The following is a 14,478-nucleotide window of genomic DNA, read 5'->3' on the forward strand; positions in this document are numbered from 1 at the left end:
TTAGTGGCAGCTTCGGTGATGCCGTGGCCCATGATGTCGCCGACATCCATGGCCCCCTCTCTCCCGAGAGCTGGATGTCGCCATCGAAGACGGGTTCGGCGATCGAAAGGGCCCGCCCTCCACTTGGCCAAGGCGTCGCGCACGCGGTAGACCTGGGCACCCGATTCTTGATACGCCCGACGAATATCGTCATAGCGGTCATGCGTCCGGGGTATGTCGGGCCGGATAGGAGTAGAAGCCGATTCCTGCTTTGCGCCCCGTTTCGCCGGCGGCAGTCATACGCCGCAGCAGGGGCGGGGGTGCGTAGAGGGGTTCGCGGTACTCCTCTTGGAGCGATTCCGCGATCGCCAGAACGGTGTCCAAGCCGATCAGGTCGCACAGCGCGAGTGGCCCCATGGGGTGTGCGCAGCCGTGGACCATGCCTGCGTCGATGTCCTCTTTCGTGGCGACCTTGTTCTGCACCATGCGGATCGCGCTGAGGAGGAAGGGAACGAGGAGCGCGTTGACTATGAAGCCTGCGTGGTCCGGTGCCCGGACAGGATGTTTGCGCAGGTTGTGTTCGACGAGGTGGAGGACCTGTTCCAGCGTCGTGGCCGAGGTCGTCAACGCAGGTATGATTTCGACCAGTTGTCGGGCGGGAGCAGGGTTGAAGAAGTGGATGCCGATCACCTTCTTGGGCCGGGAGGTGGCGACGGCAAGGCTGGTGAGGGGTATGGAGGAGGTGTTGGAGGCCAGGATGGCCCTGGGGTGAAGGATCTCGTCGAGGTTGCGGAAAAGGGCTGTCTTGATCTGCCGATCCTCGATGACTGCCTCGATCACGATGTCGCGATCGGCCAGGGCCTGCAGGTCGTCTGTCCAGCTGAGGTTGGCCAGGGCGGCGTCGTATTCGGCTGTGGTGGTTCGTCCGCGGTCGACTGAACGTCGGAGGGAGGCTTCGAGTCGGTTCCTGCCCGAAGACAGAGCGTGCGGAGCTGTATCCACCAGGCGGGTGCTCAGCCCGGCTCGGCGCACACCTCGGCGATTCCGGTCCCCATTTGGCCGGCTCCTACGACACCGATCCGCAGGGGTTGCGTGTCGGAACTCGTCATGTGTCGTGGTCCCGTTCTGAAGACAGCATTCGTTGCTGCGCCGTGCCGGGCGCTCGTAGCCCGCGGACTGCGACGGTGTGTACGGAGGTGTAGAAGTGCTGTGCGGCCTTGCCTTGTTCCCGCTCTCCGTAGCTGGATCCCTTCATCCCGCCGAACGGGGTGTGCACGGCCGCCCCGGTGGTGGGGGCGTTGACGCGGATCTGTCCCGCTTCCAGGTGGTCGGCTGCTTCCAGCGCCGCCGAAAGGTCGTTGGTGTGGATCGAAGCGGCCAGGCCGAAAGGTGTCTGGTTGGCGAGCGTCATGGCCTCATCGAGCGACGCGGCGTGCTGCAGGAGCAGAAGGGGACCGAACACTTCCCGGCGGGTCAGGGGATGCTCGGGTGGCAGGCCGTCCACCAGGGTGGGCGAGAAGAAGTGACCATCGCTTTCGGCGCGGTGGCCGCCGACGAGTATCCGTCCTCCGGCGTGCCGGGCCTCGTCGATCGCTCGGCTCATGATGTCGCACGCACGTGCATCGATGACTGGGCCGGCGACGGTCGCGGGGTCGGCGGGGTCGCCCCACGGCAGTTCGGTTACTGCGGCGATCAAGGCGTCCCGCAGTTCGCGTGGGTCGCCGACGGCGATGACTCTGCGGGTAGCTGTGCATTTCTGTCCTGCGAAAGTCAAGGCCGCACCGGTGATCATGCTCGCCACAGAGATCGGGTCGGTGTCGGGCAGCACGATTGCGGGGTTCTGTCCTCCCATCTCCGCTTGGACCCTGCGGCCTGCGGTGGCGGCGTTTCGCACGACCGTCCTCCCGACTGCGTCCGATCCTGTGAAGGACACGGCGTCGGCGTGCTCCACCACGGCACTGCCGGTCGCGGCGCCACCGGGCAGCAGCTGGAGGAGTGCGGGGTCGGGAAGTCGGGCGGCGAACAGCTCCGACATCCTCATTGCGCAGCCGATGGCCTGTGGGGCGGGTTTGAGGAGGGCGGCGTTGCCGAAGGCGAGAGCGGGGGCCAGCTTCCATACCGGGATGGCCAGAGGGAAGTTCCACGGGGTGATCAGCCCGGCCAGGCCGAGAGGGCGTCGCCGGGTGTAGAGCAGACCCGGCCCGGTCGGCTCGTGAACGGAGCCGACCGGGTCCAGCGCCTGCTGAGCGTAGTACCGCAGCAGCGCGATGGTGCGCTGCACCTCGCCCGCCGCCTCGGCGCAAGGTTTGCCGACCTCGGTGACAACAAGATCGGTGAGTTCGGCCGACGCGGTGGCCACGGCGTCGGCCACCGATGACAGCACGGAGGCCCTCTGCTCCGCTGGTGTTCCTGCCCAGCTTCGCTGGGCCCGGCGAGCATGGTCTGCCGCTTCGGCGACATCGTGCGCTGACGCCTGGGAAGCGGTGGCGACTTGTTGCTCCGGGCACTGCGGCGAGTAGCTGATGATCACGGTGGAGTCCCTGGATCGTGCTGCTGGATGACGTCGAAGAACGGTGCTCAGCCGGCGAAGGCGGACAGTCCGGTCAGCGCCTTGCCGACGGTGAGCAGGTGGATCTCGGACGTTCCCTCGTAGGTGAGGACGGACTCCAGATTGACCGCGTGGCGCAGCGGTGAGTACTCGGTGGTGATCCCGCTGCCGCCGAGGATCGTGCGGCACTCCCGCGCGGTGGTGATCGCTTCGCGGACGTTGTTCAGCTTGCCCACGCTGACCTGCTCCGGTCGCAAGACTCCGGCGTCCTTGAGCCGGCCCAGGTGCAGGGCGAGCAGAGCGCTGGTGTTCACCGACAGGGCCCGGTCCGTCAGCTTCTGCTGGGTGAGCTGGAACGCGCCGATCGGGCGGTCGAACTGCACACGGGTGGTGGCGTATTCGATCGCGGTCCGCAGACAGTCCCTGGCCGCGCCTACAGCGCCGAACAGGATCCCGAAGCGGGCCTCGTTGAGACAGGTCAGTGGCGCACGCAGCCCGTCGGCGAGAGGGAGGCGGGCGGAGTCGGGCAGGCGTACGCCGTCAAGTACGAGCTCGGAGGTGACCGAGGCCCGCAGGGACAGCTTGTTCTTGATGTCCCGGGTGGAGAATCCGGGGGTTCCGCGCGGTACCAGGAACCCCCGGATGCCTTCCTCTGTCCGGGCCCATATGGTTGCCACGTCCGCGATGGAGCCGTTGGTGATCCACATCTTGGTGCCGTCGAGTACCCAGTCGCCGCCGTCGCGCACCGCACGGGTGCGCATGTGGGCGGGGTCGCTCCCGTGGTCGGGCTCGGTGAGTCCGAAGCAGCCGATCGCTTCGCCGGCTGCGAGCTGCGGCAGCCAGTGCTGTTTCTGCTCCTCGGATCCGAAGCGGTGGATGGAGAACATGGAGAGCGATCCCTGTACGGAGACGAAACTCCGCAGGCCGCTGTCCACGGCCTCCAGTTCCATGCAGGCCAGGCCGTACTCGACGGCGCTGGTCCCGGCACAGCCGTAACCCTCGAGATGCATGCCGAGCAGGCCCAGCTTGCCGAGTTCGGGAACGATTTCGCGGGGGAAAGCACCGTCGTCGAACCACTTCGGGACGCTCGGACGTACGCGATCCGTGAGGAAGGCGGCGACAGTCCTCTGGATGTCGCGTTCCGTCTCGGAGAGAGTTGATCCCAGATCGAGAAGGTCGAGCGGGTTGGTGAGGGGAGCGTTCATGAGGTCGCCTTACCGATGTCAGCGGAACTGGGGAGTGTGGCTTTGGGGGTCTGCCCGACCGGCGTCATGCGGGTGATGGGGCCCAGTCCGGCATAGAGGGGTCCGCCGAGACGGGCGATCGGGGCGAGAAGCGCGGTGTCGATCTTGCCGTCGGTCAGGAGGTCTTCCCGCACGTGGAATGCGCGCACTATCCCGACGATGAATTCGCTCCCCGTCTCCCCGTAGGCGGTTGCCGCGTGCAGCTCGCACTCCAGGGCGATCGGCGGTGCGATCAGCCGAGGCACCCGGACGTGCAGGGAGGGGATCGTGTCCAGCTGGAGCAGCCCGGCTTCGTCGACATGAGGCGGGTGTTCAGCCGCGCTGTGGTGCACGGGCTCGATCAAGGTTTCGTCAGCGATGTGGACGACGAACTCACCGGTCTCGTGGATGTTGTTACCAGTGTCCTTGAGCGCGGCTCCCTTGCGCCCGACGTTGATGCCGATCATGGGCGGGGCGTTGGACACGAAGGTGAAGCAGCTGAAGGGAGCCAGATTCATCACGCCGTCGCCCGAGCGGCTGGCCACCCAGGCGATGGGCCGAGGAACCACCACTCCGCTCAGCAGCCGGTAGGTCTCCTCCGGCGTCATGCTGTCGGGCTGGATAGTACGCGTGGTCACCGATACCCCTCCTTGGGCTCCGTGGCAAGCCAGTGCAGGACTTCTTCGGTGTGCTCTCCGAGAGCCGGTGGCGCTTTGCGGTAGGTGGGCGGTGTCGCCTCAAGACGTATGGGATTAGCCACCAGGTCACGCCCGTCCACTCGCACCTGCGGGGAGAGCTCAAGCCGTTCGGCCAGCCGGAATGCGTCTGCCAGGTCGTTGACAGGTCCGCAGGGCACACCGTGCGGTGTCAGCAGGTCGTACCATTCTTCGGCGGTGCGAGCCGACAAGCTGGTGCTCAGCAGGGAAGCGAGTTCGTCAGCGTGGGCCACACGGGCCGTGTTGGTGGCGAACCGTGCGTCGTCCGCGAGACCGGGCACGCCCAGCACCGACACCAGGGAGCGGAACTGCCGGTCGGTGCCGACCGCGAGGACCATCGGCCGGTCCGCAGCCGGAAAGACCTCGTACGGAGCGATGGACGGGTGCCGGTTGCCCATGATGCCTGGGACAGTCCCGGTAAGGGTGTGCGCGGCGGACTGGTTGACCATGCTCGACAGAAGCGTCGACAGCAGGTCGACCTCAACCAGTTGCCCCTGCCCGGTCCGGTCGCGGTGCCGCAGCGCGGCCAGGACACCGATGCCGGCGTGCAGACCGCACAGCACATCGACCAGTGCCACACCGGTCTTCGTCGGCTGCCCGGGGGCCAGCCCCGTCACGCTCATCAGCCCGCCGACGGCCTGGACCAGCAGGTCGTAACCGGGCAACGCGGCTCCCGGACCGGTGCCGAAACCGGACAGTGAGCAATAGATGAGCCCTGGGTTCCGGGTGCGCAAGCTCTTCTCGTCCAGGCCCAGGCGCGCCATGGTGCCGGGGCGGAAGTTCTCGATGAGTACATCGGCCCGGGTCGCGAGCCGCCGCGCCGCGGAGCGGCCCTCCCGTTCGGCCAGATCGAGGACGACGGACCGCTTGTTGCGGTTCACCGACAGGTTGTAGGTGGCATCCCCACGGTGGTGCGGCGGCCCCCAGCCTCGGGTGTCGTCTCCGGTGCCAGGACGCTCCACCTTGACGATGTCGGCGCCCAGGTCGCCCAGCAGCATAGTGAGGTATGGAGCGGCCAGGACGCGGCTGAAGTCGGCCACCAGCAGTCCCTCCAGAGGGCCCGTGCTCACGGTCGGTTCGCCTCGTACTCGGCGCGCAGTTCCGCCGACGGGGGATAGTGCCCCCGCAGCGGAGCGCCGGCACGGATCTTCGCGCCGATGTATTCCTCCAGTCGTTCCTGTTCGAAGGCCGCCGCGGCCACCTCCTCCACCAGGGCGCGGGGAATGACGATCACGCCGTCGTCGTCGCCCACCAGGGCATCTGACGGGAAGACGGCCACCGAACCACAGCCGATGGGTACGTCCTGCTCGGCAACGCGCAGGTAGGCACGGCTGACGTTCGCCGTCGCACCGGCCGAGTAGCAAGGCAGCCCTACGGCTGATACCGCCGCACGGTCCCGGACTCCCGCGTCCGTGACGAGACCCCGCGCTCCGCGCACCAGCAGTCGTTCGACGAGAATGTCGCCCCCGGTCGCCGTGCGGTGCTCGCCTCGGCCGTCGATGACCAGCACAGCGCCCGCAGGGGTCGATTCGATCACATCGAACAGGGAGAGACCCGATGCCGGGCGGGCCCCGGGCCACAGACCATCGAGATCCTCACGCGAGGGGATGGTGCGGGCCGTCCACGCCGCGCCTACCATTCGTTGGCCGGACGCCACAGGTGTTACTCCGGTGACGAACTGGTCGCGAAGTCCGCGGGAGAGCAGCTGGCTGGCGATGGTCGCCGTGCTCGCCGCGGCCAGCTGTTCGACAATGCGGTCCGGAAGGGGGGTGAAGTCACTCATCGGGTCTCCTCCAACAGGTTCCAGGACTCCGCGGCCTTGCGGACACGGGCTTGGCCCGCTCGAGAGAGGGGGGCCAGAGGCGCGCGCAGCGTCGGACCGATAGCTCCCTGTTGCCACATCAGCCACTTGACAGCTGTCGGGTTGGTCTCGGTCAGGACGACGTCGTTGAGGTCCAGCAGCCTGAAGTGGAGATCACGCGCCTCGTCCCAGGCACCTTCGCGGACGGCTTCGTACATCCGGGCGATCTCCCGCGGCACCAGATTCGCGGTGACGCTGATGAAGCCGGCGCCTCCGATCGCGAGGAGAGGGAAACACAGTGCTTCAAGCCCGGAGAAGAGCAGGAACTCCGGCCCGGTCTCCCGTAGGACGAAGTTGGCGTGTGCGAAGTCGGGGCTGGCCTCCTTCATGCCGATGATGTTCGGCACGTCACGAAAGAGGCGGCCCACGGTCTCGGGCGCGAGTTCCACGCCGGTCCGGGAAGGAATGTTGTACATCAGAATGGGGATGTCCACGGCTTCGGCCAGGCTGCTGTACCAGGCGTAGAGTCCCTCCTGCGTCGGGCGGGCGTAGTACGGCACAATCACCAGGGCCGCGTCCGCGCCCAGTTCGGCGGCGTGCCGGGTGATCGTGATGGTTTCGGGCAGTTGGTGAGTTCCGGTACCCGGTACGAAGGGAAGGCGCCCGCGCAGAGCCTCGGCTGCCGAGGAGAGCACGTGCAGCCGTTCCGAAAGGGTCAGCGCCCCCGGCTCCCCGGTCGTCCCGGTGACGGATATCCCGTGACTTCCCTGGGTGACATGATGCTCAATCAGCTCACCCAGCGACTGTGTGTCGATCTCGCCGTCGGGGTGAAACGGCGTCACCAGAGGAACGATCGATCCTCGAAGACGGGAGCGGACATCGGACATGCTGCTTCTCCTTCGGTAATCTTTGCGCGCGCTCTGCGAACTGAGCGCGATACTGCTGTTGATACGGTCGCTGCGTGGACATCGACCTGGCTGTGCTGCGTTCGTTCGTCGTTCTGGCTGATGAGTTGCACTTCGCCAAGGCGGCCGAGCGGCTGCATATCGAGCAGCCGGCGCTGAGCCAGCGGATCAAACGCCTCGAACGGCGGATGGGTGTCCAGTTGCTGGTGCGGGACACCCGCAATGTGCGGCTTTCGCCTGCCGGAGCCGAATTCGCCGCAGACACGGCCCGTATGCTGCGGCTCTTCGACGAGGCTGTGGGGCGGGCGCGGGAGACTGCGGTGGGCGAGCGGGGCACAGTGAACATCGCCTACACCCTCAGTGTGGGGTACGAGACCCTGCCGGTACTGCTGGAACATCTTGAGCAGTCCCTGCCTCATCTGACCTTGCAGGCCGTCGAGGCCTGGGAGAAAGACGTTCTGGAGAGTGTGCGCCTGCGACGCAGCGACGTCGGACTCGTACGGTGCGATTCGGTGGACGAGGAGCTGGTGTCGTTGTTGCTGCGGCGCGAGGGCCTCGTCGTCGCGATGCCCGAGACCCATCACCTCGCGCGACAGGATGTCGTCCACCTGGCAGAGCTGCGCGGGGAGAGATTCGTGACCACACCTTCCTCGCTGGCACCTGGCTACCAGGCCACGGTCGACGGCGTGTTCGAGAAGGCGGGCTTCCGGCCGCAGACCGTACGCAACACCGTTCCTGGCAGCCGCCTGATGGCGGTGCAGCGCCAGACGGGTTCCGTGGCTCTGCTTGCCCAGTCCGCTCGGCTCAGCCGCCCACCGGGCATCGCCTTCGTGCCGGTAGGGGATGATTTCGCAGTGTTGCCGGTTCGGCTGGTCCATCGTGCTGACGCTCCTGCGGCCATTTGCCTGCTTGCCGATGTCATCCAGCGAGAGGCCCATCGACGCTGGCTGTCGTCGGCCTCGCCTCGCTGAGTGCGCCGCGTGTCTCTTCGGTACGGGAAATGAGGAGGAGGAACCCGGCCGAGGTGATTGCCGCGCTGACAGCGAGTACGGGGATGATCCGGTCCAGGTCGCCGCTGAGAGCGGTGACCAAGGTCGGCAGTAGCCCACTCAGGCCGTAGCCGACGCTCCAGGCGAAGGCCGTCGCGGTCGACCGGATGTCGGTGGGGAACAGTTCGTTGATGAAGATGATGAGAGGCGCGCTGATCGCTCCCGACGCCATCACCATCAGGGCCCCGCACACCAGCAGCAGCCATTCGGCGGGACGGTCCATCATCACCACGTACAGAGCGGGTAGCAGGACCAGACAGGCGATGCCGGACATCAGGAAGACACGACGACGCCCCACGCGCTGGCTGAGGTGCCCGCAGTACGCGGCCACCGCCGCGGAGAGCGTCACGTTGATGATCAAAAAGGTGCTGGCCGCGTCCTGGGACAGTCCCAGGACCTGTTTGTAGACAGTCGGGAGGATGCCGGTCGTCAGATAGTAGGGAGCGGAGGCAGTGAACACGATGGCCGCGGTCAGGAAGACCAGGGCACGCCATTGCTGCGAGAACAGCACCCGCACGGGACTTTTCGCAGGCTGCTCCCGCACGGAATCAGCCTGAGAATGCTTGGCGACCCAGGCAGGAGACTCCTCTGTCCCGCGCAGAAGTGCGAAGTTGAGCAGTGAGCCGGCCAGCGCGAAGACGAACAGGCCCCGCCACCCCCAGTCGGCGAATGCCGCCTGACCTGTCACCGCGCTCAGGATGATCACCAGGAGGTTGATCACCACGACCGCGAGACTGGCGCCGCCACCTTTGACGAGGCCGGCAGCCATCCCGCGCCAGCGCTCTGGCAGCGACTCCGTGGCGATGGTGTGTGTGGAGGCAGTGATGCCTCCGACGAAAAGCCCCTGAGCCACACGCAGCAACAGCAGCAGCACCGGAGCGGCCACGCCGATCGTTGCGATACCGGGCAGGAAGCCCATCGCGGCGGTGAGGACTCCAGCCCCGAGGACCGAGACCCTCATGGCCCGCCGGCGGCCGGTGCGGTCAGCGATCGAGCCGAAGACGAGAGCTCCGATCGGCCGGACCACAAGGCTCACAGCGAAAGCGGCGAATGTGGCAGTCAGACCGAGTACCGGGTTCTCCGAGGGAAAGAACGCGGCGGAGACGTACGAGGCGACGTGCAGGATGACCAGCAGGTCGTACATGTCCACCGACCATCCGATGACCGCTACGCCCAGCGCTTTTCGGTCCTTCGCCGTCAGCCGGTCCTTTCTGACGCCTCCTGGCCGGGCGCCGTCGGCGCTCATACGGCCTCACCCTCGGCGCCATCCTCGAAGCGGAACAGCTTCTGCGGGTTGGTGACAAGGATCTGCTCACGGGTCGCCGGGTCCGGAGCGTACCGGGCCAGCAGATCCATCAGCTCACCGTCGTTCGGCACAGGCCCGGCATGAAGTGGATGAGGCCAGTCGGTGGCCCAGAGCACCCGCTCGGGAGCTACGTCGATGTACTGCCGCGCATACGCCGTCGCGTCGTCCCACGGCCTGCCGGCCACGGACCGGCGGTCACCGTTGGAGAGCATGACCCACCAGTTGCCGCGCCGAAGCAGATCCTGCACGTGATGGAAGTGCGGGTCGCCGGCTCCGAGACCGTACTGCAGGGGCCCCATGTGATCGATGACGACGTCCGTGTCCAGATCCTCCAGCAGAGGCGTCACCTGACGGGGGTCGATACCGTTCATGTGCAGCTTGAGGTGCCAGCCGAGGGGAACGACACGCTGCGCGGTTCTGCGGACCTCGTCCGCGGTGGGCAGCGCGTTCTTCAGCTTCGGGTGAAAGTTGAAGCGTGCTCCGCGTACACCTGCCTCGTGCATGCGCGCGAGCTCGTCGTCATCGACGCTGTCGTTCACCACTCCGCAGCCCTGGTATCCGGGGCCCGCGATACGCAGGGCCTCCAGCAGGGCTCCATGGTCGGTCCCGTAAGCGGTGGACTGCACGATGACGCCCCGCTCGATGCCGAGCTTCTTGTGCATCGCGAGCATCGCCTCGACCGTCGCGTCGTACACGACGTACGCAGCATCGGGTTTCGTCGGGAAGCGGTCTGCGGGGCCGAAGATGTGGGTCTGGCTGTCGCAAGACAGAGCCGGGGTCGGCTGCTGCGGCTCCTGTGTGTCAGGGACGAACGGAGCGTACTCAGCCATGGTGTTCTCCGTCCGCCGTCAGCACTGCGAGAACCTCGCACTGCACCAGGATGTGAGCCTTGGTGGTGCCTACAGTGACCTGCCGTGCCGGCCGGGAGGCGGGGTCGGGGAAAAGCGCGCTCCACTGTTCGTTCAGCTCTTGTCGTCCGGACGCGTCGGCGATCCGGATCGAGAATTTGGCCACGTCGTCCAGCGAGCCCCCTTCAGCTTCCAGCAGGGCTGCGACTCGGCCGAACATCACTCGGGTCTGTTCGGTCATGGAAGGCGGGAAGTCCTCGGCCTGCGAGCCCCGCCCTCCTCCATGAATGGCACCGGTGACCAGTAGACCACCGATGCGGCACGCTGCCGGGACGGGATTCTCGTGAGAGAAACCCTCCAGGTGAACGCTTCGCCTAGACACACGGACTCCTTCGTCCAAGGGGCGGTTTGCGTTCTTCGAACCTAGGCAGACACGCACCTGTAACAAAGTGAACTTCACCCTGCATTCATGCGCGGCAAGCATCAGTCTGTGATTCTCGCGAGAGGGTGCGGGTGAGAATCTGCTGTGCAGGACCTGAGGCGGCGGCTGTTGACGGTCAATGGGGCGGCTGCGCCCAGGACGTCGACTTCCTGAACGGCTACAGCGCTCGCCGGTCGTACACCGTCTCCGAAGACGCGCTCCGCGTCCGTGCCGGGCAGGCTCGTCATGTGGGCCCAGTGCGCGACCAGCTCATCGCCGGTCGGTCCGCCGAGGGGCGTATCGGACCACGCCGTAGGAGCAGTTCTCGATGATCTCCCCGGTGTCACTCACCAGGTGGACGCGGCGGAAGCGCATGGGGAGCACCAGCCGGAACTCCCGGCCGGAGACGGAGTCCGGGGTCCGGCTCGCCGACTGCGTCGCCTGGCTGCGACGCATGGGTTACCCCTTCCGGGAGACGGACCGTGACGAGTGGAGCGCCGCCGTGCGGGCCGACCGCACCAACGCGCTGCTGCCCCTCCTGCACGCCTTCGAGCTGATGACCTCGGACACGGACGCCTTCTACCCGCAGCTGGACACCGCCGAGACGGAGGCGGCGCTGGCCGGCACGGGCATCGACTGCCCGCCCCTGACGGAGGAACTCTTCGCGACGCACATGGACTTCTTCGTCGAGGAGGGGCACTTCCCGCCCGTCGGCTGACCTTCCCCGGAGCCTACGTCCGGGAGTCGATGAGCTGGGCCATGCGACGGCCGGTCGTGAGCAGGGGCTCCTCGCTGCGGAAGACCTGCGAGGTGACCTCGGCGCCCTCCAGGGCGGACAGCACGGTGCAGGCCAGTTCCCGGGCCTCCTGGCCGTCGAAGCCGCTGGCAAGGAACTTGGCGGCCAGGACGTCCTGCCAGTTCCTCAGCGCCTCCAGACACGCCTGCTGGATGGAAGGGGTGCGGCCGAGGGTCTCCAGGGCCGTCGCCGTCACCGGGCAGCCGTCGGCCCAGTCCGACTCGCGCAGCGCGGAGGCGAGGGCACGGGCGCACTCCTCCACCGCGACCGCGGGGTCGTCGGAGCGGGCCAGTCCCGCGTTCAGCATCTCCGCGAACTCCCGGTCGGCGTGCTGGATCGCGGCGACGGCCAGCTCCTCCTTGCCGCCGGGGAAGAAGTGGTAGACGGACCCGAGGGTCGCCTCCGCCTCCTGGGCGATCAGCTTGATCCCCGTGCCCTCGTACCCCCGGCGCTGGAAGAGCCTCGACGCGGCCCGCACCACGCGCTCGCGCGTACCGAGAACCGCTCCCTCTGCGGATGCGCTGGCGCCCTGCGGCTGCGTTTTCATGCCAACAATCTACTTGGTAGAGCGATCGTTCTAAAGACTGCTATATTGAGTCCTAGATAGAGCGTTCGTTCTAAGGGGAGAAGCGTGAATAAGAAGTCGTTGACCCTCATCGGCCTGGGTCCGATGGGCCAGGCCATGGTGAACACGTACCTGGACAACGGCTACAGCGTGACCGTATGGAACCGGACCGCCGCGAAGGCGGAGCCACTGGTCGCGCGCGGCGCCGTGCTCGCGCCCACGGTCGAGGAGGCGCTGGCCGCCAACGAGCTGGTGGTGCTCAGCCTCACCGACTACGACGCCGTGTACGCGGTCCTCGAACCGGCCGTGGGCTCCCTGTCCGGGAAGGCCATCGCCAACCTCACCTCCGACACGCCCGAGAAGGCGCGTGAGGCGGCGGCATGGGCTGCAAAGCACGGGGCGAAGCACCTGACCGGTGGTGTGCAGGTCCCGCCGCCGCTCATCGGCAAGCCCGGCTCGTCGACCTACTACAGCGGCCCCAAGGACGTCTTCGACGCCCACGAAGAGGCGCTGAAGGTCCTCACCGAGGTCGACCACCGCGGTGAGGACGCCGGTCTCGCGGCGATGTACTACCAGGCCCAGATGACTATCTTCTGGACCTCGATGCTCAGCTTCTACCAGGCCCTGGCCCTGGGGCAGGCGAACGGTGTCACCGCGCAGGACATGCTGCCCTACGCCAAGATGCAGTTCGCGATGATGCCGCACTTCCTCGACCTCTACGCCCAGCACGTCGACAGAGGCTCCTACCCGGGTGACGTCGATCGCCTCGCGATGGGTGCGGCCAGCATCGACCACGTCACCCACACCCACGCGGACGCCGGCGTGAACACCACCCTGCTGGACGCCGTCTCCGCGATCTTCCACGCGGGCATGGACAAGGGCTTCGCCGAGAACAGCTTCTCCAGCCTCATCGAGATCCTGAAGAAGCAGGCGGGCTGAGTCGGCCGGGCCCGGTCCACCGGAACCGCACACCCGGTGGGCCGGGCCCGGTGCCCCGTCCGTCCGGCGGCGCCGGGCGGACGGGTTCCCGACGGTCCCTCAGGCGAGCTGCGCGGCCTGGCGCGAGGCCCGGAACCCCGATTCGATCGCACCCTCGATGAAGGCACCGTGCCAGCCCTGGGCGATGTCGCCGCCCGCGAACAGGATCCGCCCGTGCGGCTGCTCGATCGCGGGGAAGAGCCCAAGCAGCTGACCGGGGCGGCGCAGCCCCCAGCCGCCCGTGTACTGCTGCTTCGCCCATTCCATCGCCTGGTACTCCAGGACGGTGGTGCCGGGGAGGAGCTGCTGCACGGCCGTCTGGACGGCGCTCGCGTTGCCCACGTTCAGCGACGGGCCGGTGAAGGCCACGTACAGCCGGCCTTTCGAGGTCTGCGCCTGCGGCACCATCATCAGGATCGGCGAACCCTCGCCTGCCTGGGCGACCGAGGGCGGGACTGTTCCCTGGACGTGGACCCACACGTTGGTGGCGTGGGGTGTGCCGATGCCCTGGGAGGAGGCCTGTTGGTGAGCGGTCGGGAGCCCCGGGCTGAACGTGATGTTCTTCCAGGTGCTGGTGGGCGTGGCCACGACCACCGCCGGCGAGGTGAAGATGTTGCCCGCCGTGGTCTCGACGGTCACGGTCCCACCCGAATGGGTCACCTTCTTGACCGGGAGCTGAGCCGCACATCGGCCTTCGCCTCGGCGAGCATCTTGTTCAGCACCGCAATCATGCCCCCCCCCCACGGGACGCAGGGCTTATGGTGGCCGTGTAGGCGCCGTAGGTGCCGCCCGCGAGCTGGATCCACTGGGCCATGCCGGTGAGCGAGCCCAGGCTGCTGCTGCCGCCGGAGTACACGGAGGTCTCGCTGTTGAGCCACTGCTTCTCGGTGGGCGATAGCGAGAGCTGGCCGAAGCGGTCGGCCAGCGACAGAGGGTCGACCGACTTCAGCAGGTCCGAGCGGTACAACGGTTCGTAGTGCCGCTGGAAGTAGTTCTGGGAACCGAAGTAGAACTCGGCCCAGAGCTGGTCGAGAGTGGTCAGGGGCGTCCGAGGGGTCGAGGGTCAGGAACCCCTGGCTGCCGGGGAGGATGAACCGCTCGGCGGCGACGTCCTCCGCGAGCTCCCCACGCCGCGGTGGCTCCCGCGTAACCGACGCCGACGGTGATGACGTCTGCGGCTTCGGTGGCCGCGCGGGTCCGGCCCGCGCCCACGGTGGCCGGAAGGAGCGTGGCGCCCAGCGCCGATGCGCCGACGCCCCACTCCGGCAGACACCGTGGCCTCACGAACGCCGGCTGCACGAGCGCCCGCTCTGATCCAGCCGTCGAAGGTACGTCCATAAGAC

At 67.3% G+C, this 14,478-nt stretch carries 16 protein-coding genes and 1 pseudogene; 4 read left to right on the forward strand and 13 right to left on the reverse strand.

Annotated features, from left to right (window positions below):
* Positions 1–198: 198 nt before the first annotated feature.
* The 7 genes and pseudogenes from GA0115242_RS00665 to dapA all read right to left on the reverse strand — a co-directional run bounded on the left by GA0115242_RS00665 (position 199) and on the right by dapA (position 7,154).
* Positions 199–1,088 (reverse strand): annotated as a pseudogene (locus GA0115242_RS00665) (3-hydroxybutyryl-CoA dehydrogenase).
* Positions 1,085–2,509: an aldehyde dehydrogenase family protein gene (locus GA0115242_RS00670; protein ID WP_256089322.1), complete on the reverse strand. Its 1,425-nt coding sequence runs from the start codon at positions 2,507–2,509 to the stop codon at positions 1,085–1,087. The pseudogene GA0115242_RS00665 and the gene GA0115242_RS00670 overlap by 4 nt, the downstream one beginning before the upstream one ends.
* A 47-nt stretch (positions 2,510–2,556) precedes the next feature.
* Positions 2,557–3,732, reverse strand: coding sequence for an acyl-CoA dehydrogenase family protein (locus GA0115242_RS00675; protein ID WP_093823342.1), 1,176 nt, complete (start codon positions 3,730–3,732; stop codon positions 2,557–2,559).
* On the reverse strand, positions 3,729–4,388 hold the full coding sequence (locus GA0115242_RS00680) for a flavin reductase family protein (RefSeq protein WP_202554792.1): 660 nt from the start codon (positions 4,386–4,388) through the stop codon (positions 3,729–3,731). The genes GA0115242_RS00675 and GA0115242_RS00680 overlap by 4 nt, the downstream gene beginning before the upstream one ends.
* On the reverse strand, positions 4,385–5,536 hold the full coding sequence (locus GA0115242_RS00685; RefSeq protein WP_256089324.1) for a CaiB/BaiF CoA transferase family protein: 1,152 nt from the start codon (positions 5,534–5,536) through the stop codon (positions 4,385–4,387). Before GA0115242_RS00685 ends, GA0115242_RS00680 begins: the two co-directional genes overlap by 4 nt.
* Complete coding sequence (locus GA0115242_RS00690; RefSeq protein WP_093823347.1) at positions 5,533–6,249, reverse strand: RraA family protein; 717 nt, start codon at positions 6,247–6,249, stop codon at positions 5,533–5,535. Before GA0115242_RS00690 ends, GA0115242_RS00685 begins: the two co-directional genes overlap by 4 nt.
* Positions 6,246–7,154 carry a 4-hydroxy-tetrahydrodipicolinate synthase gene (gene dapA / locus GA0115242_RS00695; RefSeq protein ID WP_093823349.1) on the reverse strand — a complete coding sequence of 303 codons (909 nt, stop codon included), beginning with the start codon at positions 7,152–7,154 and terminating at the stop codon, positions 6,246–6,248. The genes GA0115242_RS00690 and dapA overlap by 4 nt, the downstream gene beginning before the upstream one ends.
* A 74-nt stretch (positions 7,155–7,228) precedes the next feature.
* Between dapA and GA0115242_RS00700 the strand changes: the two genes are divergently transcribed.
* Positions 7,229–8,143, forward strand: a complete 915-nt coding sequence (locus GA0115242_RS00700; protein ID WP_093823351.1) for a LysR substrate-binding domain-containing protein — start codon at positions 7,229–7,231, stop codon at positions 8,141–8,143.
* Here GA0115242_RS00700 and GA0115242_RS00705 read toward each other — a convergent pair.
* The 4 genes from GA0115242_RS00705 to GA0115242_RS40495 form a co-directional block, all read right to left on the reverse strand.
* Positions 8,091–9,467, reverse strand: a complete 1,377-nt coding sequence (locus tag GA0115242_RS00705) for an MFS transporter (RefSeq protein ID WP_093823353.1) — start codon at positions 9,465–9,467, stop codon at positions 8,091–8,093. The genes GA0115242_RS00700 and GA0115242_RS00705 overlap by 53 nt on opposite strands.
* Complete coding sequence (locus GA0115242_RS00710) at positions 9,464–10,357, reverse strand: amidohydrolase family protein (RefSeq protein WP_093823355.1); 894 nt, start codon at positions 10,355–10,357, stop codon at positions 9,464–9,466. Before GA0115242_RS00710 ends, GA0115242_RS00705 begins: the two co-directional genes overlap by 4 nt.
* Positions 10,350–10,616, reverse strand: coding sequence for a RidA family protein (locus GA0115242_RS40490; protein ID WP_161352915.1), 267 nt, complete (start codon positions 10,614–10,616; stop codon positions 10,350–10,352). The genes GA0115242_RS00710 and GA0115242_RS40490 overlap by 8 nt, the downstream gene beginning before the upstream one ends.
* A gap of 450 nt (positions 10,617–11,066) precedes the next feature.
* On the reverse strand, positions 11,067–11,252 hold the full coding sequence (locus tag GA0115242_RS40495; RefSeq protein WP_176729711.1) for a hypothetical protein: 186 nt from the start codon (positions 11,250–11,252) through the stop codon (positions 11,067–11,069).
* On the opposite strand from GA0115242_RS40495, the gene GA0115242_RS00720 reads away from it, so the two are divergent.
* A complete protein-coding gene (locus GA0115242_RS00720) occupies positions 11,251–11,514 on the forward strand; it encodes a hypothetical protein (protein WP_176729712.1) in 264 nt (87 codons plus the stop codon). The genes GA0115242_RS40495 and GA0115242_RS00720 overlap by 2 nt on opposite strands.
* A 13-nt stretch (positions 11,515–11,527) precedes the next feature.
* Here the strand turns inward: GA0115242_RS00720 and GA0115242_RS00725 are convergent, their stop codons facing one another.
* The gene (locus GA0115242_RS00725; protein ID WP_093823359.1) at positions 11,528–12,139 is read right to left on the reverse strand and encodes a TetR/AcrR family transcriptional regulator; all 612 of its coding nucleotides are present in this window, start codon (positions 12,137–12,139) and stop codon (positions 11,528–11,530) included.
* A gap of 84 nt (positions 12,140–12,223) precedes the next feature.
* Here GA0115242_RS00725 and GA0115242_RS00730 point away from each other — a divergent pair, with 84 nt between their 5' ends.
* A complete protein-coding gene (locus tag GA0115242_RS00730) occupies positions 12,224–13,096 on the forward strand; it encodes an NAD(P)-dependent oxidoreductase (RefSeq protein ID WP_107461306.1) in 873 nt (290 codons plus the stop codon).
* Positions 13,097–13,195: 99 nt separating this feature from the next.
* Here the strand turns inward: GA0115242_RS00730 and GA0115242_RS00735 are convergent, their stop codons facing one another.
* Positions 13,196–13,879 (reverse strand): FAD-dependent oxidoreductase, encoded by a 684-nt coding sequence (locus tag GA0115242_RS00735; protein ID WP_311638876.1) that lies wholly within the window; start codon positions 13,877–13,879, stop codon positions 13,196–13,198.
* Positions 13,880–13,917: 38 nt separating this feature from the next.
* Between GA0115242_RS00735 and GA0115242_RS40180 the strand changes: the two genes are divergently transcribed.
* A complete protein-coding gene (locus tag GA0115242_RS40180) occupies positions 13,918–14,112 on the forward strand; it encodes a hypothetical protein (RefSeq protein ID WP_141721439.1) in 195 nt (64 codons plus the stop codon).
* Positions 14,113–14,478 lie beyond the last annotated feature (366 nt).

Origin of the sequence: Streptomyces sp. SolWspMP-5a-2 (genome assembly GCF_900091845.1) — a bacterium.
Taxonomy (GTDB): Bacteria; Actinomycetota; Actinomycetes; order Streptomycetales; family Streptomycetaceae; genus Streptomyces; species Streptomyces doudnae.